This window comes from Plantibacter sp. PA-3-X8, from assembly GCF_003856975.1.
Classification (GTDB): Bacteria; Actinomycetota; Actinomycetes; order Actinomycetales; family Microbacteriaceae; genus Plantibacter; species Plantibacter auratus.
This window is the reverse complement of sequence record NZ_CP033107.1, coordinates 1,843,904-1,863,082: the sequence shown is the minus strand read 5'-3', so window position 1 is coordinate 1,863,082 and position 19,179 is coordinate 1,843,904. Positions and strand designations below refer to the sequence as shown.

20 protein-coding genes and 1 tRNA gene are annotated in these 19,179 nt (G+C 68.8%); 9 read left to right on the top strand and 12 right to left on the bottom strand.

Annotation, left to right across the window (positions count from 1 at the left end; translation table 11 throughout):
* Positions 1–43 precede the first annotated feature (43 nt).
* From EAO79_RS08885 to EAO79_RS08870, 4 genes are all read left to right on the top strand, one after another.
* Positions 44–1,537: an SDR family NAD(P)-dependent oxidoreductase gene (locus EAO79_RS08885; RefSeq protein ID WP_064294305.1), complete on the top strand. Its 1,494-nt coding sequence runs from the start codon at positions 44–46 to the stop codon at positions 1,535–1,537.
* 16 nt (positions 1,538–1,553) lie between these two features.
* Positions 1,554–1,823 carry a hypothetical protein gene (locus EAO79_RS08880; protein ID WP_241161026.1) on the top strand — a complete coding sequence of 90 codons (270 nt, stop codon included), beginning with the start codon at positions 1,554–1,556 and terminating at the stop codon, positions 1,821–1,823.
* Positions 1,824–1,832: 9 nt separating this feature from the next.
* Positions 1,833–2,138, top strand: coding sequence for a hypothetical protein (locus EAO79_RS08875; protein ID WP_124768763.1), 306 nt, complete (start codon positions 1,833–1,835; stop codon positions 2,136–2,138).
* An 82-nt stretch (positions 2,139–2,220) separates the two neighbouring features.
* Entirely contained in the window at positions 2,221–2,883 is a 663-nt protein-coding gene (locus EAO79_RS08870; protein ID WP_124768762.1) for a pentapeptide repeat-containing protein, read from the top strand.
* Positions 2,884–3,044: 161 nt separating this feature from the next.
* Here the strand turns inward: EAO79_RS08870 and EAO79_RS08865 are convergent, their stop codons facing one another.
* Positions 3,045–4,328, bottom strand: a complete 1,284-nt coding sequence (locus tag EAO79_RS08865; RefSeq protein WP_124768761.1) for an FAD-binding protein — start codon at positions 4,326–4,328, stop codon at positions 3,045–3,047.
* Between the two features lie 56 nt (positions 4,329–4,384).
* Complete coding sequence (locus tag EAO79_RS08860; RefSeq protein WP_124768760.1) at positions 4,385–4,735, bottom strand: DUF6804 family protein; 351 nt, start codon at positions 4,733–4,735, stop codon at positions 4,385–4,387.
* Between the two features lie 71 nt (positions 4,736–4,806).
* Here EAO79_RS08860 and EAO79_RS08855 point away from each other — a divergent pair, with 71 nt between their 5' ends.
* Positions 4,807–5,124: a hypothetical protein gene (locus EAO79_RS08855; protein ID WP_124768759.1), complete on the top strand. Its 318-nt coding sequence runs from the start codon at positions 4,807–4,809 to the stop codon at positions 5,122–5,124.
* Positions 5,125–5,137: 13 nt separating this feature from the next.
* Here EAO79_RS08855 and EAO79_RS08850 read toward each other — a convergent pair whose 3' ends face one another.
* From EAO79_RS08850 to EAO79_RS08830, 5 genes are all read right to left on the bottom strand, one after another.
* Complete coding sequence (locus EAO79_RS08850; protein ID WP_124768758.1) at positions 5,138–5,629, bottom strand: SRPBCC family protein; 492 nt, start codon at positions 5,627–5,629, stop codon at positions 5,138–5,140.
* 17 nt (positions 5,630–5,646) lie between these two features.
* Positions 5,647–5,910 carry a DUF1653 domain-containing protein gene (locus EAO79_RS08845; RefSeq protein WP_124768757.1) on the bottom strand — a complete coding sequence of 88 codons (264 nt, stop codon included), beginning with the start codon at positions 5,908–5,910 and terminating at the stop codon, positions 5,647–5,649.
* Positions 5,911–5,919: 9 nt separating this feature from the next.
* Positions 5,920–6,288: a nucleotide pyrophosphohydrolase gene (locus EAO79_RS08840; protein ID WP_206428311.1), complete on the bottom strand. Its 369-nt coding sequence runs from the start codon at positions 6,286–6,288 to the stop codon at positions 5,920–5,922.
* Between the two features lie 40 nt (positions 6,289–6,328).
* A complete protein-coding gene (locus EAO79_RS08835; RefSeq protein ID WP_124768756.1) occupies positions 6,329–7,294 on the bottom strand; it encodes a nuclear transport factor 2 family protein in 966 nt (321 codons plus the stop codon).
* A 397-nt stretch (positions 7,295–7,691) separates the two neighbouring features.
* Positions 7,692–7,940, bottom strand: a complete 249-nt coding sequence (locus EAO79_RS08830) for a hypothetical protein (protein WP_124768755.1) — start codon at positions 7,938–7,940, stop codon at positions 7,692–7,694.
* A gap of 125 nt (positions 7,941–8,065) precedes the next feature.
* Between EAO79_RS08830 and EAO79_RS08825 the strand changes: the two genes are divergently transcribed.
* The 3 genes from EAO79_RS08825 to EAO79_RS08815 all read left to right on the top strand — a co-directional run bounded on the left by EAO79_RS08825 (position 8,066) and on the right by EAO79_RS08815 (position 10,153).
* Positions 8,066–8,425 (top strand): hypothetical protein, encoded by a 360-nt coding sequence (locus EAO79_RS08825; RefSeq protein WP_124768754.1) that lies wholly within the window; start codon positions 8,066–8,068, stop codon positions 8,423–8,425.
* 474 nt (positions 8,426–8,899) lie between these two features.
* A complete protein-coding gene (locus EAO79_RS19545) occupies positions 8,900–8,953 on the top strand; it encodes a chloramphenicol resistance leader peptide (RefSeq protein ID WP_124770126.1) in 54 nt (17 codons plus the stop codon).
* Between the two features lie 21 nt (positions 8,954–8,974).
* Positions 8,975–10,153: a Cmx/CmrA family chloramphenicol efflux MFS transporter gene (locus EAO79_RS08815; protein WP_124768753.1), complete on the top strand. Its 1,179-nt coding sequence runs from the start codon at positions 8,975–8,977 to the stop codon at positions 10,151–10,153.
* Positions 10,154–10,343: 190 nt separating this feature from the next.
* On the opposite strand, the gene EAO79_RS08810 is transcribed toward EAO79_RS08815, so the two are convergent.
* Positions 10,344–10,433: transfer RNA gene (locus EAO79_RS08810), tRNA-Ser, on the bottom strand.
* Between the two features lie 109 nt (positions 10,434–10,542).
* Between EAO79_RS08810 and radA the strand changes: the two genes are divergently transcribed.
* Positions 10,543–11,919, top strand: a complete 1,377-nt coding sequence (radA, locus tag EAO79_RS08805) for a DNA repair protein RadA (RefSeq protein ID WP_124768752.1) — start codon at positions 10,543–10,545, stop codon at positions 11,917–11,919.
* A gap of 171 nt (positions 11,920–12,090) precedes the next feature.
* Here the strand turns inward: radA and EAO79_RS08800 are convergent, their stop codons facing one another.
* The 4 genes from EAO79_RS08800 to EAO79_RS08785 all read right to left on the bottom strand — a co-directional run bounded on the left by EAO79_RS08800 (position 12,091) and on the right by EAO79_RS08785 (position 19,082).
* Positions 12,091–12,498, bottom strand: a complete 408-nt coding sequence (locus tag EAO79_RS08800; protein WP_079705172.1) for an SseB family protein — start codon at positions 12,496–12,498, stop codon at positions 12,091–12,093.
* Positions 12,499–12,603: 105 nt separating this feature from the next.
* On the bottom strand, positions 12,604–13,269 hold the full coding sequence (locus tag EAO79_RS08795) for a hypothetical protein (RefSeq protein WP_124768751.1): 666 nt from the start codon (positions 13,267–13,269) through the stop codon (positions 12,604–12,606).
* A gap of 120 nt (positions 13,270–13,389) precedes the next feature.
* The gene (locus EAO79_RS08790) at positions 13,390–18,303 is read right to left on the bottom strand and encodes an ExeM/NucH family extracellular endonuclease (protein ID WP_124768750.1); all 4,914 of its coding nucleotides are present in this window, start codon (positions 18,301–18,303) and stop codon (positions 13,390–13,392) included.
* A 260-nt stretch (positions 18,304–18,563) separates the two neighbouring features.
* Positions 18,564–19,082, bottom strand: a complete 519-nt coding sequence (locus EAO79_RS08785) for an amino-acid N-acetyltransferase (RefSeq protein ID WP_124768749.1) — start codon at positions 19,080–19,082, stop codon at positions 18,564–18,566.
* Between the last annotated feature and the right edge of the window lie 97 nt (positions 19,083–19,179).

The window sequence follows — 19,179 nt, the reverse complement described above, 5'->3', positions numbered from 1 at the left end:
CAGCACCGCCCGAGGCACGTCCGGCGGCTCGTAGAATGAAGCAATGACCTCTCTCCCCCACGACGAGCCTGCGAACCACGCTCCCGGCGACGACGCGGGCATCGATCCCACCGATCTCGAGGTCACACTGCGCGTCCTCCAGACCATGGCGACGATGGACGAGGAGCACCCCGACTACCTCCAGGTGCGCCGCGCCACCGCCAAGATGTTCAAGGCGGTCAAGAAGGAGCGCCGACTCGACCGTCGGGCCCGGATCGCCGACGCCGACCGCGCCGTGATCGCCGCCACCGCGACGGGCGCCCCCGACCGCATCGACGACGAGACGCGGGGCATTCCGCTCGCCACCACCACGACGGCTCCGACCGCCGGCGAGCTGCTGGTGCCGCGCAACTGCTACATCTGCAAGCAGCCGTACACGACGGTCGACGCGTTCTACCACCAGCTCTGCCCGCAGTGCGCGGCGATGAGCCACGCGAAGCGCGACGCCCGCACCGACCTCACCGGCAAGCGCGCCCTCCTCACGGGTGGCCGCGCGAAGATCGGCATGTACATCGCGCTGCGACTCCTGCGCGACGGTGCACACACCACCATCACGACGCGGTTCCCACGCGACGCCGTCCGACGCTTCAGCGCGCTCCCTGACAGCGCCGACTGGCTGCACCGCCTGCGCGTCGTCGGCATCGACCTCCGCGACCCGGCCCAGGTCATCGCCCTCGCGGACTCCGTGGCTGAGCAGGGTCCGCTCGACATCCTCATCAACAACGCCGCGCAGACGGTCCGCCGCACGAAGGGCGCGTACCAGCCGCTCGTCGACGCGGAGCTCGCCCCGCTGCCCGACGGCCCGCTGCCCGAGCTCGTCACCTTCGGCCACACGAACGACGCACACCCGCTGTCGCTCGCGGCGTCGGTGTCCGCGCACCCGATCCTCGCCGCTGCGGCCGCCAAGGCCGACGCCCTCACCGAGGCGGCCATGACGGCCGGGTCGTCCTCGCTCGAACGCCTCGCCGCCGGTACCGCGATCGACGCCGGTGGACTCGTGCCCGACGTCGACCACAGCAACAGCTGGGTGCAGAACGTCGACCAGGTCGAGCCCATCGAGATGCTCGAGGTCCAGCTGGCGAACGCCACCGCCCCGTTCATCCTCATCAGTCGCCTGCGTGCCTCGATGGCCGCATCCGACTTCCCGCGCACCTACGTGGTCAACGTCTCCGCGATGGAGGGCGTCTTCGGTCGCGGGTACAAGGGCCCGGGCCACCCGCACACGAACATGGCGAAGGCCGCGCTGAACATGCTCACCCGGACGAGCGCGCGGGAGATGTTCGAGACCGACGGCATCCTGATGACGAGCGTCGACACCGGCTGGATCACCGACGAGCGCCCGCACCCGACCAAGGTGCGACTGGCGGAGGAGGGCTTCCACGCCCCGCTCGACCTCGTCGACGGCGCGGCGCGAGTGTACGACCCGATCGTCCGCGGTGAGGCCGGCGAGAACCTCTTCGGCGTCTTCCTCAAGGACTACCGCCCGAGCTCCTGGTGAGCTTCGACGCGCGGTCGTGGTCGAGGTCCAGGCGATGATCGGTCCGGACGCCGTCCGCTTCCTCCGGGAGGCACCGCTCGGTTCGCGGGTCGTCGTGCGGTTCGCGCTGCCCGAAGGCGCCGAGGCGGGTGCGACCGACGCCCTCGGCGAGCTCGTCGAGCGGTCGGACACGGGCTGCACGGTCGAGACCAAGCGCGGACCGGTCGTGATCGCCGACGCCGACGTCATCGCGGCGAAGCGCGTCCCGCCGGCACCGGCACCACGGGAACGCCGCCGCTCGCCCTAGGCTGGGCCGATGAGCAGCGAAGTCACCCAGGACCCGTCGCCGACGCAGCATCGCGTCGAAGTGACACTCCGACGTCCCTGGTACGGCGCCCTCCAGCGTCCGACGGTGGTGTTCGACGGGCGCGGCCAGCCGGCGCAGTGGGGCACGGGGAGCTGGCAGGTCGGCGGGACGGACGTCTCCTTCGAGGTCTTCCTGTTCAACCGGGTCTGGCGGTACGGCGCGGCCCGGACCACCTTGACCGCCGGCGTCGACACGTCGCTCGTCTACCGCGCTCCACTCCTGCCATTCCTCCCCGGTCGGTTCACAGCGAGCTGAGCGGTGGCTCGGAAGCCCGTCGGCGGCCGCCCCTAGGCTGGCCGGATCACCCCATCACGCACGGGCATCGGGAGAACACGGCATGGCGAAACGCACCGGAACGACGGCACCACGGCTCGACCCCGTCCGTCTCATCGGATTGACCGACGGCGACGAGGGCGCCCTCGACGCGCACGACAGCGTCGAAGGCCTGCGGTTCGCCGACCTCGACCTGTCGCACCGCGACCTCTCGGGCATCACGATCTCTGAGTCCTTGCTCACCGGCATTCGAGCCGACCAGACCGACTTCCGGGCGGCGTCGTTCCTCGACACCCGGCTCGAACGATGGGACGCGCCCATCCTCCTCGCCCCTCGGATTCGGCTGCGCGACGTCGAGCTGGAGGGCTCCCGGGTCGGTTCCGCCGACTGCTACGACGCGAACTGGCAGTCGGTGCGGGTCACCGGGTGCAAGCTCGGGTTCGTCAACCTGCGAGGTGCTGTCCTGCAGGACGTCCTGTTCGAGGACTGCACGATCGACGAACTGGACCTCGCCGATGCGACGGCCACCCGGGTGCGGTTCGTCGACTGCACCCTCAACAGTCTCGACGTCACGCGGGCGAGGCTCACCGACGTCGACCTCCGGACGCTCGAGCTCCGGCGCATCGCCGGCATCGAGCATCTGCGGGGCGCGACGATGACTCCGTTCCAGGTCGGCGAGCTCGCGGCGATGTTCGCCGAGCAGTTCGGCATCCGAGTCGAGGACTGACCTCCCGGGTTGCGCCAGCGCGGTGCGCTGACGTCACCGCGGGTCTGACGCGTGGGCGCGGGTCTCCGGAGGCCCGCGCTCACGCGTGTGCCCCGCGCCCACGCCGGTTCCCCAGCGCTCGCGCCAGCGCACCGCGCTGGCACCCGAGCCATCGGCACCCGCTACCGGGGCAGACGGACCCCGATGCGCTCCAGGTGTGCGTTCGAGAAGGTGCCTGCCGGGTCCAACTCCTCGAAGAGGTCCCGCGCGTCGGCCAGCCGCGGCACGACCTCGGCGATGCGCTCGGCGGTCAGGAGGTTGAGCTTGCCCCAGTGCGGGCGGGCACCGAAGGGCGCGAGCGCCTCCTCGATCGCGGGCAGCACCGCCCGGACCTCCTCGGGCAGATTGCGCCACGTGAAGTGCACGGCGAGCATCTCCCGGTGGTACGCACCGCTCAGCCAGAGCTTGTCGGGCGCTGCCGTGCGCAGTTCGGTCACGAGCAGCAGCGGAGCGATGCGGTCGCCGAGCGCACGCAGGGCCGTGATCGCGGCGGGTCCGTCGGCGCGGTCGATGAAGTACTCGGTCTGGATCTCGTCACCGTTGCTCGGCGTCGACTCGAGCCGGAAGTGCGGCAGCCGCTCCCACCAGTCGCCGGGGACACCACCCTGCAGCGTGAGGTTGTCGGGGTCCGTCTCGACGAGGTTGCCGGCGGTCAGGGAGTCCCGCTGCACGCCGAGCCACGACTCCGGGACCACGGGCAGCTCGTCGTCACCGGCGGCCAGGCGGGTCTTCCACCAGATCTGCTCGACGGTGTCGCCGAGCCAGTTCGTGAAGATGCTGACGCTGTAGGCGCCGCCGGTGACGCCCTCGAAGTCGGCGAGGACGGCGTCCCACGGGACGTCGCGGTAGACGTCCTGACGCACGCGGTAGGCGGGCTGCACGTCGACCGTCACGCGCACCACGATGCCGTACGCGCCGAGCCCGACGACGAGTCCGTCGAAACCGGGGTCCCCACGACGGACGTGGACGAGCTCGCCCGTGGCGTCGACGTACTCGAGGCCGCTCACCGCTGAGGACAGGATGCCGTTGTCGTTGCCGGATCCGTGGGTGCCGGTCGCGATCGCGCCGCCGATGGAGATGTGCGGGAGCGAGCCCATGTTGTGGAAGGCGAGGCCCTGTTCGGCGAGCCAGGCGGCGGCGATCCCGTAGCGGGTCCCGGCTCCGATCGTCACCGAGCCGGCGGCCTCGTCGAACACCGGGTCGGCGGGGATGTCGAGCACCGTGATGAGCGTGCCGTCGGAGTCGGCGAGGTCGGTGAACGAGTGTCGGGTGCCGAGGGCGCGGACGCGCGTGCCCGTCCTGGCGGCCTCCGCGACGAGTGCGCGGACCTCGTCGATCGACGTGGCGTTCACGATCCGCGGCGCTGCGAAGGTGTGCGTGCCGGCCCAGTTGCGTTCAAGCGTCATGAGCGCAAGCTTGCCAGAGCCGGGGCGACCCGCAGGCGTTCCCGAAACATTTCCGGTCAGGCGGGCGGGGCGGCGTGCTTGTTCTCGAGCAGGATGCCGACCGAGACGAGCACGACCGCGCCGAGGAACTGCGCGATGATCCAAGGGATGCCGCTGAACGGGAGCGGGAGGACCGGGTTCCACACGATCGCGACGAGCAGCGTCGGGATCATCCAGAGCGGCTGCTTGGCCTGCCAGGCGAACACGGCCATGATGAGCGCGAGGATGCTCACCACGAACAGCACGATCGTGAAGGCGTCGAGTTCGAGCAGTGCGAGCCCGAGCATGAGCGCGACCGCACCCATGATGCCCGGGATGAGCGCCGGGCGAAGGGCGAAGGGTGCGGGTGCGGGGGTCGGACTCGGCATCCCACGAGTTTACGTGGAGTGGCGGGGCGTCGCCGAGCGGTGCGGCGGGGCCGATGCGGCACAATCACTGCATGGGGGTTCTCATCTACGGTGCCGGAAGTCACTACGACTTCGACGACCGCGTGCTCGCCCACCTCAGGGCGGCGATCGGCAACAAGCTGCGTCGTCGGGAGTCCTTCTTCGTCGAATGGACGAAGGGGGCTGTGGACGGCGGCGGGCGGGTGAGTCTCTGGATCACGAGCGACGTCCCGTTGCAGTTCCGGTTCGCGCAGCCGGAGCCGTCGGTCAACCAGGCGTGGGTGCGCGCCCTGCTCGACTCCTCCTACACGCCGGGCGGCATGATGCTGACGCCAGAACCCAGCACTGCGACCGATCCGGAGACGGCGTGAGTGGAGGGCTTGCTCAGCGCTGCTCCACCAGCGCGGCGAGTTGTTCCGTGACAATCCCCCAGCCGGCGTGGAAGCCGAGTTCGAGGTGTTCGTCGCGCTGGGCGACCCCGCTGTGGAGCGCGGTCGCTCGGTAGCGGGTGCCGTCGGGGTGGTCGGCGAGGTCGATCACGGCGGTGATGAACGGCTGCTCGGCTGGCCGCCAGCCTGCGGTCAGCGCCGTCGTCCAGACGAGACGCTGCTCCGGAACGACCTCCAGCACGCATCCGGTGATCTGCGGCACGAAGTCGACGCCGTCCTCGCTGAACTCGGTGCGGAAGGACCCGCCGGGTCGCAACTCGAACTCGACGACCCGACACACCGCCGGCGACGGCACCCACCACTGACCGAGCGTCGCGGGGTCGGTCCACGCCGCCCAGACGGCCGATCGCGGCGCGTGGATGATGCGCTCGACCAACAGGTCGCGCTCGTCGGCCGGTTCGGGTTGGGTGTGATCGGTGTCGCTCATGCGGTGCTCCTCCGTGGTCAGTCGTCGTCGTCCTCGACGCGGGCGAATCGCGGTCCCTCGTAGCCGTCGCGCGAGACGGGCTCGACGAACATCGCGAGCGGTCGCACCCACGACGTCGGCGGGGTCGTGGTCGTCCGGTAGAAGACGTACGGCTCCTCGGTCTCGCTGTGGCGTCCGACGCCGATGACCTCGTAGCGCGCACCCTTGAAGTGCCGGTAGGTGCCGGGCTCGACGCCGAAGGACTCGCCGTCGTCGGTGCTGGCCGTGCTGTCGTCGCTCATGTCGCGATTCTAGCCAGCGGGCGTCGCGGAGTCAGTGCTCGCTTCGTCGGCCCGGAGCTCGGACACGTGCCGCACCAAGTGCTGCATCTGACGGGGGAACGCCTCGCCGATGTCGATGCCGAACCGGTCGGCGAGCACGAGACAGGACCAGATGGCATCACACAGTTCGTGCTCGAGCTGTTCGAGTCCGATGCCGTCGATGCGACGCGTCCCTTCGAGCGTCATCACGATCTTGGCGAGGTCACCGACGTCGCCGACGAAGCCGAGGGCGACCTCCTGGTTCGTCCACGGGCGTCCGATCCGCTTCGTGCTGAGATCGTCGTAGGCGGCGGCGACCTCCATCGCGTGGGCATTCAGCGTTGCGAAGTCCTGAGTCATCCCCAGAGCCTAATGAGCGCGCAGCTTGGAGGCCCGACAATCACCCGGCGGCCGGCACGACGTCCCAGTGCTCGCGGATGAGCTTGTCGTCGACGCGGAAGATGTCCGCTGCCAGAACGGGGTCGTCCGCCTTCGCGCCGACGCTCTGCGAGAACGTCCACACGAGGTCGCCGTCGCTCAGCGAGATGACCGACTCCTGCGGCGGGAAGGTCGCGGAACCCGAGAAGAAGGACTTGAGCGCTGCCGTGCCGTTCGGTGCGACCGGGTTGTGCTGGAGGTAGGCAGGGTCGAACGCTTTGTCGAGGATGGAGACGTCCTGGTCGCGGAACAGCGTGTTGTACGCGCTCACCGCGAACGTCCGGTTCTGCTCCTCCTGCGACTCCGACGGCGCGACCGCGGGCTTCGCCGGGCTGTAGAGGTCGCTGAACATCGTGTTGGTGTTCCCACTCGCCGGCGTCCCGGTCGCGATCGGCTGATCGAACGCCCAGCGCTCCACGACGGCGCCGTCCCGCACCCGGAACAGGTCGACAGCGGCCTCGCCTGTTCGTTCATCGGCCGGGTCGGAGGCGACCTGGTAGTGCACGGCGACGAGGTCGCCGTCAGCCGCGGTGTGCTTGACGACCGCCTGCGCCCCGGGGACCCGCGTCCGGTCGGCGGTGAACTCGGCGAGGACGCCGCTCGGACCAGACTTCTGCCCGGAACCGTGCGCGACGGCGTCGGCCGCGACCAGCTTGTCGGTCGTGGCAACCGCCTTCGAGGAGGCGGGGTCGGGGAAGGCGTCCGTATAGAGCTTGAGCACGGCGGCGAGGTTCTTCTGCTCGGTCTTCGAGTCGCTGCGGTCGCCCGTCGAGCCGCCGTCGGCACTTCCCTTCCGCGCTGTCGAGACCGAGGACGACGGATCGGGCACGGCTGCCGAGGTGGCCTGGCACCCCGCGAGCAGTGAGACGCCGGCGAGGACGGCGGCGGTGCGGACGAGGGGGACGACGAGGGCGCGTGATCTGGTCATGGAATCACTGTGCGACGGCGTTCTGAACCTCAGGTGAGGTGTCCCTGGGCTTCGCTGGGAATCCGTGTCTTTCAGTTCTGCGGCGGTTACCGCCCCGCGAGGTCTTTCATTCCGGGTGTTTCATCGGATCTGCGCGGCTTCCCACGCCAACCGTCCGCGCCGAGCACGGTAGGCCGCTGCTCGCGAGGCGGTGGCTAAGATCCGCTCATGAATGCCCCTTCAAACAAGCGTCCATTGTCGACGAAGATCATCGGCAGTGTCGCTGGCCTGATCCTCATCGCCTTGATCATCTGGATAGCCGTGAACACCATTGGGAGGGTGTAGCGAGGACGCAGGCATTCCTTGCCCACAACAACGAAACCGTTCCGGCTGCAGGCCTGAGAACCCTCAGACTGGGCTAGCCGCTCGGCCGGGTCAGCCAGACGATGACGACAATCGTGATGACGACGATCAGAAACCCGATCGCTGCGCGGATGATTCGGCGGCGACTGAACGTGCCCTTCCGCAACGAGTCTCGGGACACGCGGTCCAGATTCGGGAAGATCGCCTGAAACGGCGGCTCGGGCTCTCCTGGTGGGCTCGGAGGCGCCGCTTCTCCCGTCGGCAGATGCGCGCTTCGGTCACGTTCCTCATCGAAGGTAGCCATATTCGACTCTACCGAGCACCGGTCCGGCCCCTGGTACGGTCGAAGCTTCGGCTGGACCCGGGGGCGGGGGAACTATGCAGGGTAGGGCACGTCGTCGTGCCTGGTCGACGGCGCTCATCATCACCATGGCTCTTGTTCTGGACGTCGCCATGCACGTCTATCCGCTACGCCTCCTGGCGCTCGACTTCGAACGGTTCGGCGGCACCGCGGTGCCGCCGAGTGAGGCTATGCAATTCCCGGAGGGCACCGAACTGCTTCGCGTGCGGAACGAATGCACGAACGCCGGCAACGGCGGTTGCTGGTCTCTCTTCACCGTGCGACCACCGATCGGTGAAGCGCGTGTCGCGTTCGAGGACACCTACCTCGTCGAGTTCGGACGAGTGCCCGGGACCCTCTGGGACCCGCAGCCGATCAGCGTCTCGGCAAAGGAGTTCGGCGACGACGTCTGGGTCGTGCGCGGCGACTATCGGCGGGACGCGCCCTAGCGGATGACGCCGGGCCTGCACCGAAAAGCCCCCTCCGTCCCGGTGTTGCTCGGGGATGCACGGGGCCTCATCGTGGCGGTACCGATGGGATTCAGTTCCATTTGCGCCGTCACGAAACCATCGCGCCCTTGCGAAAAGCCCCGCCAGATCAGCGCAAATGCCAGCGTCGCCTCACAGGTACACGCACCCGTCCACGGGGAGATCTGCACCAGAAATGCACCACGGCGCATGCGATCCGCTGCCGTGAGGACCCGGGTCCGATTGGACTTTGCTGACGCGTCGCCGTCTCAAGATCAGCTCACGCGCGGTCGGATGACGCCGGACCGAGGGGGACCGATCGCTCCACGCCACGCGCAGTTGAGCGCTGTAGAGTTTGGGACATGTCGAGTCCCGAGTCAGACAGGCCAGGGGTTGTCGGTCACACCGCCAGCCCCGTGAACCAGTAGTTGCGACGCCCACGATCGGTGTGCGCGTATTTCTGGCGTGCCCGGGGTACTGGCCGTGGTGACAAGAAGAACCATTTCTTGATCTCTCACCTCGGAGTACTCGATGCCTTTTGCTCTCTACATGCTTGCTCTGGCGGTTTTCGTCATGGGCACCTCAGAATTCATGCTCGCGGGATTGCTCCCCGCGATCGCGACCGAGCTTGACGTCTCGGTCGGCACGGCCGGCCTGCTGACCTCGGCCTTCGCGGTCGGTATGGTCATCGGCGCGCCAGTAATGGCGGCGTTCGCTCGCCGCTGGCCACCGCGGCTCACGTTGATCGTCTGCCTTCTCGTGTTCGCGGGAAGTCACGTGGTCGGAGCGATGACACCCGTGTTCTCGCTCCTCCTCATCACCCGGGTGCTCAGCGCTCTTGCAAACGCAGGATTCCTCGCCGTAGCACTGAGCGCGGCAACTACCCTCGTGCCAGCGAACCAGAAGGGGCGGGCACTGTCGATCCTGCTCTCCGGCACGACGATCGCAACCGTCGCGGGTGTCCCCGCGGGGTCTTTGCTCGGCACAGCGCTGGGCTGGCGAACGACGTTCTGGGCGATCGCAATCCTCTGTATTCCGGCGGTCTGCGGAGTCATCCGAGGGATCACGAATAACGCCGGTCAGACCGATTCAAGCGCTTCCTCGCCACGGCTTCATGCCGAGCTCAGCCAGTTGGCACAGCCGCGGCTCATCCTGGCCATGGCACTTGGAGCGGTGATCAACGGAGGGACCTTCGCGGCATTCACTTTCCTCGCACCCGTCGTGACCGAGACCGCGGGGATGGCTGGTGGGTGGGTGTCCGTCGCGCTGGTGATGTTCGGCATGGGATCGTTCCTTGGCGTCACGATTGCAGGGCGACTGTCGGATCGACGCCCCGGCGTCGTGCTTGCGGTCGGCAGTCCGCTGCTGCTGACAGGCTGGATCGCATTGGCATTGGTCGCGTCGCATCCCGTCGCGCTTATCATCCTCGTCTTCGTTCAGGGCTTCCTGTCGTTCGGCGTGGGTAGCACCGTGATCACTCGTGTGCTGTATGCGGCGTCGGGTGCGCCAACGATGGGCGGTTCGTACGCAACCGCAGCATTGAACATCGGAGCTGCCGCGGGGCCCGTGCTTGGCGCGTTCGGGCTCGCGACCGGGCCGGGCTTACTCGCTCCGATCTGGATCGCATCGACGCTGACAGCGATCGCTCTCGTCATCATGCTCCTCGCGGGGCACGCGCTCACGAAGGCTGCTGCGGAGGCGAGTCGATGACTCACCCGAGTGCGCTTCTCAAGCTTCGTACATCCTCGACACCTGAGCCGTCATGCGAGGTCGGATCTGACCCCGTTCGAACCCCGCCGAATGAACCTTGATCGGCACACTTGTCCGAAGACCTGCATGACGCTCGCACCACGCCACAGCCAGAAATACAGAAAACCCCTGGACAACCAGGGGTTTTCTATGGCGGTACCGGTGGGATTTGAACCCACGGTGCTCTTTCAAGCACACAACTTTTCGAGAGTTGCACCTTCGGCCGCTCGGACACGGTACCGGGGTCGAGTGTAATAGAAGACGAGCGCCGACGCGAATTGAGCGATGCCGGTCATCCACAGGCGGCGCGGAGGGCCGGCGGTGTCGGCGGCCGCGCTTAGGCTGGCCGCATGGCCAAGGCACCCTCCCCCGCATTCCGCTGCACCGAATGCGGCTGGACCACCGCCAAGTGGGCCGGCCGATGCGGTGAGTGCCAGCAGTGGGGCACGGTCGTCGAAGCCTCGGCTCCCACCGGCGTCCTCGGCAAGCTGACCCCGATCCGCGCCACGGACGAACGCGCCGCACGCCCCATCACCCAGGCAAGTGCCGACGAGGCACCACGCTGGTCGAGCGGCATCGCCGAGTTCGACCGGGTGCTCGGCGGCGGCATCGTCCCCGGCGCCGCGATCCTCCTCTCCGGCGAGCCGGGCGTCGGCAAGTCGACCCTGCTGCTCGAGGTCGCGTCCCGAGCGGCGAAGACCGGCGCCCGCGTCCTCTACGTCAGCGCCGAGGAGTCGGTCGGCCAGGTCCGCCTCCGCGCCGAACGCACCGGGGCACTCCACGACGACCTCTACCTCGCCTCCGAGACCGACCTCGCCACCATCCTCGGCCACATCGACCAGGTGCAGCCCAAGCTCCTCATCGTCGACTCCGTCCAGACCGTGTCCTCCTCGCAGTCCGACGGCCTCGCCGGGCAACCCGGCCAGGTCCGCGAAGTCTCCGCCGTGCTCACCCGTATCGCCAAGGAACGCGACCTCCCGATCCTCCTCGTCGGCCACGTCACGAAAGACGGCTCGATCGCCGGCCCCCGGCTCCTCGAGCACCTCGTCGACGTCGTGTGTCAGTTCGAAGGCGACCGCCACACCGCGCTCCGCTTCCTCCGCGCGCAGAAGAACCGCTTCGGCGCCACCGACGAGGTCGGCTGCTTCGAGATGGCCGGCGACGGCATCGCCGAGGTCCCCGACCCCAGCGCCCTCTTCCTCAGCCAGAACGAACCCGTGGCCGGCACCTGCGTCACCATCGTCATGGAAGGCCGACGCGCCCTGCCCGTCGAGGTCCAGGCGCTCATCAACAAGACGCAGGCACCGAACCCCCGTCGCGTCACCAACGGCGTCGACCCCTCCCGCGTCGCGATGATCCTCGCGGTGCTGCACGGCCGCTACTCCTACGACCTCACCGACCACGACGTCTACATCTCCACCGTCGGCGGCGTGAAGATCAGCGAACCGGCAGCCGACCTCGCGATCGCCCTCGCCCTGGTCTCGGTCATCCGCGACCTCGCCCTTCCCCGCGACCTCGCGGCCTACGGCGAGATCAGCCTCAGCGGCGAAGTGCGCCCGGTGAGCGTCGCGAAGCAGCGCGGCTCGGAGGGCAACCGCCTCGGCTACAGGCTGCTGCTCAACTCCGACGTCAGCAACGACCTCAAGTCGGTGCTGGGCATCGCGAAGACCGCAGCCGAGGCAGTACAGCCCGCCCGACGCGAACGCGAGCTCGACGCGGCCTTCTGAGCGCACCCGCGCACCTGGTCCACGAACCAGGCCCGGGGGCGTACTGCTCACAACTCCTGCGGACTGGTCCCGCAGGGCCCCAGAACGGGACCTGCCGGGGTTCGGAGGACGACGTGCAGGAGTTGTGAACCGCGGACGACGCAGAGAGCGGGACTTGCGGTCGGGGTCGGGCTATTCGGCGGCCGGCGCCTCGAGCTCGAGGACCCGCAGCAGTTCCTCCGGCGAGGCCTGCAGCGAGTGCGGACCGGCGACGTCGAAGAGCACCGTCTCGATGTCGTCGCCGTAGGTGCGGAGGAAGCTCGCCAGCCAGGTGCCGTCGTGCAGGCCGACGTAGGGCGGCAGAGCGGCCGGCTTGTTCTTCGCATCGGAGAAGAGGAGCAGCGCGAGCCTCGCGGTCTCGGGCTGACGGAACATCCAGACCTCACCGGTCTCGGTCGGCTTGTCGGGGTTACCCGGCTTCATGAGCGGGACGACGAACCGCCCGTTCCGCAGGGCGAGGGCCACGGCCACCATGTCGCCGGCGGCGAGGGCCGCGGCCAAAGGCTCGGAACGGAACTCGGGTCGCTTCTGCTTCGCCATGCGTCCATTGTCGCAGGCTGGTGCGGGGCTGCGGGTCGAGCACTTCGACAGGCTCAGTGACCGGGGGGGGCTCAGTGACCGGGGCGGCTCGGCGAGCAGGTTCCGTCAGTTGAGCAGGAACTGCGCGCTGTCGGCGGAGGCGAACCCACCGATCGACGTGTTCAGGTGGTAGGAGGCACCGCCGGCGGGCACCGGGTCGCGCGGCTGGTCGCAGGTGTCGGGCGCCGACCGCGTGCGGTCCCAGGTGATCGGCGGGTTCGACGAGACCGTCTTCCCCGGCTCGAGGAGCACCTGCTGGTCACTCGGTGCGGTCTGGCAGTCGGTCGACGTCCAGTACGGCTCCTCACCGCTCGAAACGGTGAACACCTGCTGGCTCGTGCCGGCGTTCATCGTGCACGCGGCCGAACCGGTGTTCGTCACACTGAGCGAGAGCTGCGGGAGTTCGTCCGCCGCGAAACTCGTCCCGTTCACGACCGCCTCGACGCGGATCTGGTCGGCCGTGCACGCGGCCGCCGAACCGGGGTCGGTCGTCGCGGCCTCATCGATCGGTGCGGTCGTCGACGCTTCCGGCGCAGCCGTCGGCGCGGGGGTCGCGGTGGGCGTCGGGGTCGGCGTCGCGGCGGTGTTCTCGGTGCCCGGACCCGACGCGAGCCGGACGATGAGCACGATGACCAGGACGATGACGGCGAGCAGGACACCGAACACGATCAACCTGCGTCGCCAGTAGACGGCGGGCCGCTCCGGTCCGCGGGGATTCGTGAGGCTCGACATGCTCACAGATTAAGTGCAGTGGCGCGGAAACGCCCGATGCCCCGCCGTCGGTGCGGACCGTGGTCCGACCGATGACGGGGCATCGGGATGGTGCCGGGTGGTGCTCGGTGGTGCGAGCGCCTAGAGCTGCTGCGCCGAGCGACGACGGGCGATCACGAGCGCGAGGCCGCCGACGAGGAGCAGTGCGGCGAGCGCCGCGTTCCCCCACGGCTCGGCACCGGTCTTGCTCAGGCTGCCGTCCTGGCTGCCGCCGGCCGTTCCCGAACCGGTCCCGCCGCCCGCGCCGGGCTGGGTGCCCGGGTCGGTGCCGGGGTCGACCGCCGCAGCCTGCACGACGATGTCCTGCCAGCCGATGACGTTGCCGTCGGCGTCCTGGACGACGAGGCGGTGAGCACCGACCGGGGCGTCCTCAGGAACCGTGACCTGCACGTTGCCGTCCGCGTCGACCTGCACGAGGCCGTCGCTGACGAGGATCGGGTCGGAGTGCAGCCAGACGCTGACCCAGGTGCCGGCGTACTCCTTGCCGACGTGGATCGTGGCGAGCTTGCCGATGATGAAGTCGGTGATCGCCTTGATCAGGTCCTTGAGCGCCTGGATGAGCGCGGACTCTGGTGCGGGCGTCGGCGGCGTGACCACCGGCGGCGTCGCGACCGTGAGCGGCACCGTCAGCGTCGTCCCCGACTCGAGTGCCGTGAGGCGCACCGTCGCCGCGCCGTCGGCGGTACCCGCCGGGACGGTGAAGGACACCGTCGCGGCCCCCGCGGTCACCGGGACCGTCCCGATCGGCGAGCCGTTGAGTTCGATCGCCAGCGAGGTGTTCACCGGGCTGCCGGTCGAGGTGAGGTCGAGCTTCGCGACGTCGAACGAGACCGTCTTCCCAGCGGCGACCGCTGCGGTCGGCGCGTTCGTGACCTGCACGCTCTGGCGGGCGAAGTCCGGGGACACCGGGCTGTTCGCCGTCAGGTAGGCGATCCACGCGTCGCGGTCGACGAGACCGGAGTCGCGCGTGTCCGTGCCGTTCGCGAACTCACGGAAGTTGTCGCCACCCTGCAGCAGGAAGCTGAAGGAGCCGATCCGGTAGCTCTTGCTCGGGTCGATCGGCGCACCGTTCACCGTGATGCTCGTGATCCGCTGCCCCTGGGCCTTCGTGGGGTCAAACGTGTACTGCACGTTCGACGACAGTCCGAGCTGCAGGTACGGACGGGACGGCACGTTCCCGGCCGCGTCGAGCTGCCACTGCTGCTCGAGCACGGTCTTGAACTGTGCACCCGTGAGCGAGGTCGTCCATAGGTTGTTGAGGAACGGCAGCACCGCGTTCGCCTCGGCGTACGTGATGTCGCCCGCGAGGATCTCCTCACGCATGCCACCCGGGTTGACGATGCCGATGTCGGCTCCGCCCCGGTCGGCACTCGAGAGCGAGGCGCGGAGCGAGTCGGCGACGAGCGCACCGAGCGTCGACTCGGCGCCGCGGTCGTCCTTCACCCCGTTGTTGAACGCGCGGGTGATGTCGGCCTTCGCCTCACCGATCTTCTGGTTGCCGATCTCCGCCGCGACCGCGAGGGCCTTGTCGGTGATCGTCTTGACCGTCGCGACCGCGGGGAACTGCTTGACCAGGTCGGCCTCGGCAACGGTGGTGCGTGCGACGTTTTTCGCCGTGTAGGCGGTGACGTCACCCGACGCGCGGTCGACGGTCAGCGTGATCTGACCGATGAACTCGCCGTAGCTGCCGGTCTGGAGCACCGGACGGGTCTTGCCGGTCACGCCGGGGATCGGAGCGTCCCACGCGTACTGCTTGTGCGTGTGGCCGGTGAAGATGGCGTCGACGTCCGCGCTCGTCGTGGTGACGATCTCGGTGAAGGCGCTCTGTTCGGCGAGCTCCTGCTCGAGGGTCGCGCCGTCCGGCGTGCCTGCTCCAGCACCCTCGTGGTACTCGGCGACGATGACGTCCGCCTCACCGTTGGACTCGTCGCCGTCGGTGAGCTGCGCCGCGACGCGGTTCACGGCCTCGACCGGGTCCCCGAAGTCGAGGTCGGCGATGCCTGCAGGCGACACGAGCGTCGGCGTCTCCTGGGTGATGGCACCGACGACGGCGACCTTCACTCCGTCGATGTCGAGGATCGTGTACTCCTCGAGCGCGGGCTTCTTCGTGCCCTTCTCGTACACGTTGGCCCCGAGGTACGGCCAGGCCGCGTTCTTCCCGTCGGCCATGACGCGGTCGACGAGGTCGCCGTAGCCCTGGTCGAACTCGTGGTTGCCCACCGCGGAGGCCTTCAGGCCGAGTGCGTTGAGCACGTCGATCGTCGGCTGGTCCTGCTGCGACGACGAAGCGAAGAGCGAGGCACCGATGTTGTCACCAGCGGAGATGAACGCCGTCTGGTCGGGTGCGAACATCGCCTTGAGCTGCTCGATCGTGCCCGCGAACTTCGTCGTGTTGGCGTCGATCCGACCGTGGAAGTCGTTGATGTTGAGCAGGTTGACGGTCGCGGTCTCGCTCGCGTCGGCGCTGATGCCGACGATCACGGGGTCGTGGTCGCTCGAACGGAACATGTCCGGCACGTTGAAGTCGGTCACGTTCGCGTTGTAGCGGGAGTACTCGAGGGCGATCGACTCGACGGAGTTGATGTTCCACACGTCGGCACCGGTGACGCTCTGGTCTGCTTCCGGCGACGCGAAGATGTGGTCGAGGGACCCGACCGCACCGTCGAACGCGTAGGTGTACTCGCCGGTCTTGGCCTCCTGGCTGATGTAGCCGGCGTCGCGGAGCACGTCCAGCGGGTCCTCGGCGTCGTAGGAGTTGAAGTCGCCGACGAGGAAGACCTTCTTCGTGCCGATATCCTTCGAGACCGTGTCGGCGAAGGTCACGAGGGCCTTGGCCTGACGCGTGCGGTCGCCGGTGAAGGCGCCCTGGCCGGTGTTGGCGTTGTCGCCCGTCGCGGCCTTCGAGGTGCTCTTCGACTTGAAGTGGTTCGCGATGACGAGGAACGTCGCCGCGTCGTCCGCACCCTTGGGCTTGAACGCCTGCGCGTCTGGCTCACGGGCGTTGTCGAAGGCCGGCTCGTCGAGCAGGATGCGCGACTCGCCGACGGTCTCGACGGCGGCCGACTTGTAGATGAACGCCGTCCGGATGACGTCCTCGTCCGCGGGGACCTTCGCGGGCGACGGGACGAACGTCCAGGTGCCCGCACCGGCATCGGCGTTGAGCGCCGCGGTCAGGGTCTTCAGCGCGTCGTCGCGGTCGAGGCCGATCGAGGCGGAGTTCTGGATCTCCTCGAGCGAGACGACGTCGGCGTCGAGGGCGTTGATCGCCGAGACGATCTTCGCCTGCTGACGCGCCAGGCTCTCGGCCGTCGCCGCTCCTCGGACGCCGCAACCGGCGGCATCGGAGTCGTCGACGGTCGTCTTGCCGCCCTCGCGGTCGGTGAAGAAGGTGCAGCCGGTGCGCGAGTCGCCGGTGGTGGCGAAGTAGTTGAGCACGTTGAAGGTCGCGAGGGACACGTCGCCGCCGACCCCGCGAGGCGAGGTGGAGCGGGTGTTCTCGAAGGACGCCGGCTGCACATCCGCGGCGTTGGCGCCGGTGAGGTGCTGCGTGGGCTGGAACTTCCAGTTGCTGTTGCGGAAGTCGAAGACGACCGGTGCGGTGAAGTCGACGGCGGCACCGACCCGGACGGGCGCGGTGGTCGAGACGTACGGGAGCGGGATGCCCGTGTTCTCAGCCTTCGAGAAGTCCACGGTAGAGCCGTCGTCGAGGACGACCTTCTCCGCCGGCACACGGGCCGCGGCCGCGAGCGCCTCAGCGGAACCGGGCTTGCCGAGGACCGTCGGCGTGACGAACGGCGTCGTCGATGCCGCGAGCGCGACCTCGCCGTAGCGGTTCGTGCTGTAGGTGTCGGTGACCGAGTAGTCGCCGGCCGGGTCGAGCAGCATGCCCTCGAGACGCTCGCGTTCTTCATCGGTGGCCGGGAAGGCGACACTGGCGGCGGTCGGAGCGCTGACACCGGTGGCGTCGAGCACGGAGACGGCGGCCGGGTCGGTGACCTTCAGCTGCGTGAGGCCGTAGTACTCGTCCACGACGCCGGTGACCTGCAGGTACTGGCCGACGGCGACGGAGCCGACGGTGGCCGGCGAGTAGACGAAGACGCCGTCGGACGCGAGGTGCGTCGCGGGGTCGATCGCTCCACCGGTGCCCGCGGTCTGCAGGTAGTAGCCGTTGAAGCCGCCGGTCGGGAAGCTCGCGGTGACGAAGCCCGTGGTGGTGACCGTCTGGCCGACCATCGTGCTCGCGGCACCGGTGCCCTGGATTTCCGCGATCGTCGCCGTACCGGGCTCGACCGGGGTGGTCGGGTCGGTGGGCTCGGGGGTCGGCTCCGGCGTGGGCTCGGGGTCGACCGGGGTGTCGCCGGCGCTGTTCTGCGGCGTGACCGTGTCGCTGAGCGTGAAGTCGGCGGCGTTGCTGTCGGTGTCGGCGAAGGTGGTGCGCACGATCGACTGCGGAACGGTGTTGCCCGACGGGGACGGCGACGCGGCCGTCTCGAAGGTGTTCGACGTGCCGTAGCCGAGGAGGTCGACGACAGCCGGGTCGCCGACGACGGAGCCGGGCGTGAGCGTGACCGCAGTGGTCGAGGCGACGAGCGCGAGCGTGCCGTTCTGGCCCTGGGGGCTGAGGGTGCTCGTGACGTCGGGGGTCGGCAGGGCGACGCCGTTGGCGCCGTTCGAGGAGCCGGAGACGAGGTAGTAGCCGCCGGCCGCGATGGAGCCGGTGAGTGGCACGACGGTGGACGAGGCGCCGACGCCGTCGAGCTTGCGGTACTGGATCGACCAGCCGCTGACGTCGACCACCGCGTCGCTCGGGTTGTAGAGCTCGACGAACTTGTTCAGGTAGGGCGCGTTCGCGCTCCCGCCCGAGAGGTAGGCCTCGTTGATGACGACACCGAGGCCGTCGGTCGAGGCGACGGCTGGTGTCGCCACGAGGGGCGCGGCGACGAGCCCGGCAAGGGCGGCGAAGGCGGACAGCCTCCACGGGTGTTTGAACGACATGTGGCTCCGAATCGAGGGCCGTCCTCGTTCGGAGCGCGCGACAACGCACCCCCCATTCGAGGCACAGACGATGGGTAGTGCCTCACAAGCTAACCGACATGCGTGACGGAAGACCACCGCGAATGTGAACGGCACGTAAATCCGGGCCTGCTCATCTGAGCACGGGCTTCGCGCTGGAAACGAAGGAAAGCGCTGATCAGCGCGGCATTGTGAACGGTCTCATCGGTCACTCCGACGAGCACCAACCTTCAAGCTGTGGTTCAGAGCAGCTTGAGCATCCGCGTGTTACCGAGCGTATTCGGCTTGACCCGCGCGAGGTCGAGGAACTCCGCGACACCTTCGTCCGACGAGCGCACGAGCTGTGCGTAGACCTCGGGTGGGACGATCTCCTCGCCGATCTCCTGATAGCCGTGCCTCGTGAAGAAGCCGGTTTCGAAGGTCAGGCAGAACAGGCGACGCAGACCGAGCTCGACCGCGTCGTGCTCGAGGCGCTCGACGAGCGCGTGGCCGACCCCGGTGCCGAGGTGGTCTGCGGAGACGGCGAGCGTGCGGACCTCACCGAGGTCCTCCCAGATGACGTGCAGCGCGCCGCAGCCGATGAGTTCGCCGTCGGGTGTCTCGGCGACGCGGAACTCCTGGACCGCTTCGTAGAAGACGACGTCGTCCTTGCCGAGGAGGATGCGCTGCTGCACGAGTGGTTCGACGAGCGCCTGGATGCGGCGGACGTCGCTCGTGCGGGCGCGACGGACCACATACCCCTGCTGAGCCTGCTCGACCATCCCGCCTCCTCCTGTCAGAACCTCCGAGAAGTCTACTGACGCCAGCGCGGTGCGCCCGACCGAGCGCGGGTTGGTGGGCGCCAGCGCGGTGCGCTCG

Excerpts from the sequence above, each read along its gene's own strand:
- EAO79_RS08825 (WP_124768754.1), top strand. The coding sequence starts at position 8,066 with ATGGCTCTTGTTCTGGACGTCGCCATGCACGTCTATCCGCTACGCCTC.
- EAO79_RS08870 (WP_124768762.1), top strand. The coding sequence starts at position 2,221 with ATGGCGAAACGCACCGGAACGACGGCACCACGGCTCGACCCCGTCCGT.
- EAO79_RS08785 (WP_124768749.1), bottom strand. The coding sequence starts at position 19,082 with ATGGTCGAGCAGGCTCAGCAGGGGTATGTGGTCCGTCGCGCCCGCACG.
- EAO79_RS08850 (WP_124768758.1), bottom strand. The coding sequence starts at position 5,629 with ATGAGCGACACCGATCACACCCAACCCGAACCGGCCGACGAGCGCGAC.
- EAO79_RS08845 (WP_124768757.1), bottom strand. The coding sequence starts at position 5,910 with ATGAGCGACGACAGCACGGCCAGCACCGACGACGGCGAGTCCTTCGGC.
- EAO79_RS08855 (WP_124768759.1), top strand. The coding sequence starts at position 4,807 with ATGGGGGTTCTCATCTACGGTGCCGGAAGTCACTACGACTTCGACGAC.
- EAO79_RS08885 (WP_064294305.1), top strand. The coding sequence starts at position 44 with ATGACCTCTCTCCCCCACGACGAGCCTGCGAACCACGCTCCCGGCGAC.
- EAO79_RS08815 (WP_124768753.1), top strand. The coding sequence starts at position 8,975 with ATGCCTTTTGCTCTCTACATGCTTGCTCTGGCGGTTTTCGTCATGGGC.
- EAO79_RS08875 (WP_124768763.1), top strand. The coding sequence starts at position 1,833 with ATGAGCAGCGAAGTCACCCAGGACCCGTCGCCGACGCAGCATCGCGTC.
- EAO79_RS08800 (WP_079705172.1), bottom strand. The coding sequence starts at position 12,498 with ATGGCGAAGCAGAAGCGACCCGAGTTCCGTTCCGAGCCTTTGGCCGCG.
- EAO79_RS08835 (WP_124768756.1), bottom strand. The coding sequence starts at position 7,294 with ATGACCAGATCACGCGCCCTCGTCGTCCCCCTCGTCCGCACCGCCGCC.
- EAO79_RS08840 (WP_206428311.1), bottom strand. The coding sequence starts at position 6,288 with ATGACTCAGGACTTCGCAACGCTGAATGCCCACGCGATGGAGGTCGCC.
- EAO79_RS08865 (WP_124768761.1), bottom strand. The coding sequence starts at position 4,328 with ATGACGCTTGAACGCAACTGGGCCGGCACGCACACCTTCGCAGCGCCG.
- EAO79_RS08860 (WP_124768760.1), bottom strand. The coding sequence starts at position 4,735 with ATGCCGAGTCCGACCCCCGCACCCGCACCCTTCGCCCTTCGCCCGGCG.
- radA (WP_124768752.1), top strand. The coding sequence starts at position 10,543 with ATGGCCAAGGCACCCTCCCCCGCATTCCGCTGCACCGAATGCGGCTGG.
- EAO79_RS08830 (WP_124768755.1), bottom strand. The coding sequence starts at position 7,940 with ATGGCTACCTTCGATGAGGAACGTGACCGAAGCGCGCATCTGCCGACG.
- EAO79_RS08795 (WP_124768751.1), bottom strand. The coding sequence starts at position 13,269 with ATGTCGAGCCTCACGAATCCCCGCGGACCGGAGCGGCCCGCCGTCTAC.
- EAO79_RS08790 (WP_124768750.1), bottom strand. The coding sequence starts at position 18,303 with ATGTCGTTCAAACACCCGTGGAGGCTGTCCGCCTTCGCCGCCCTTGCC.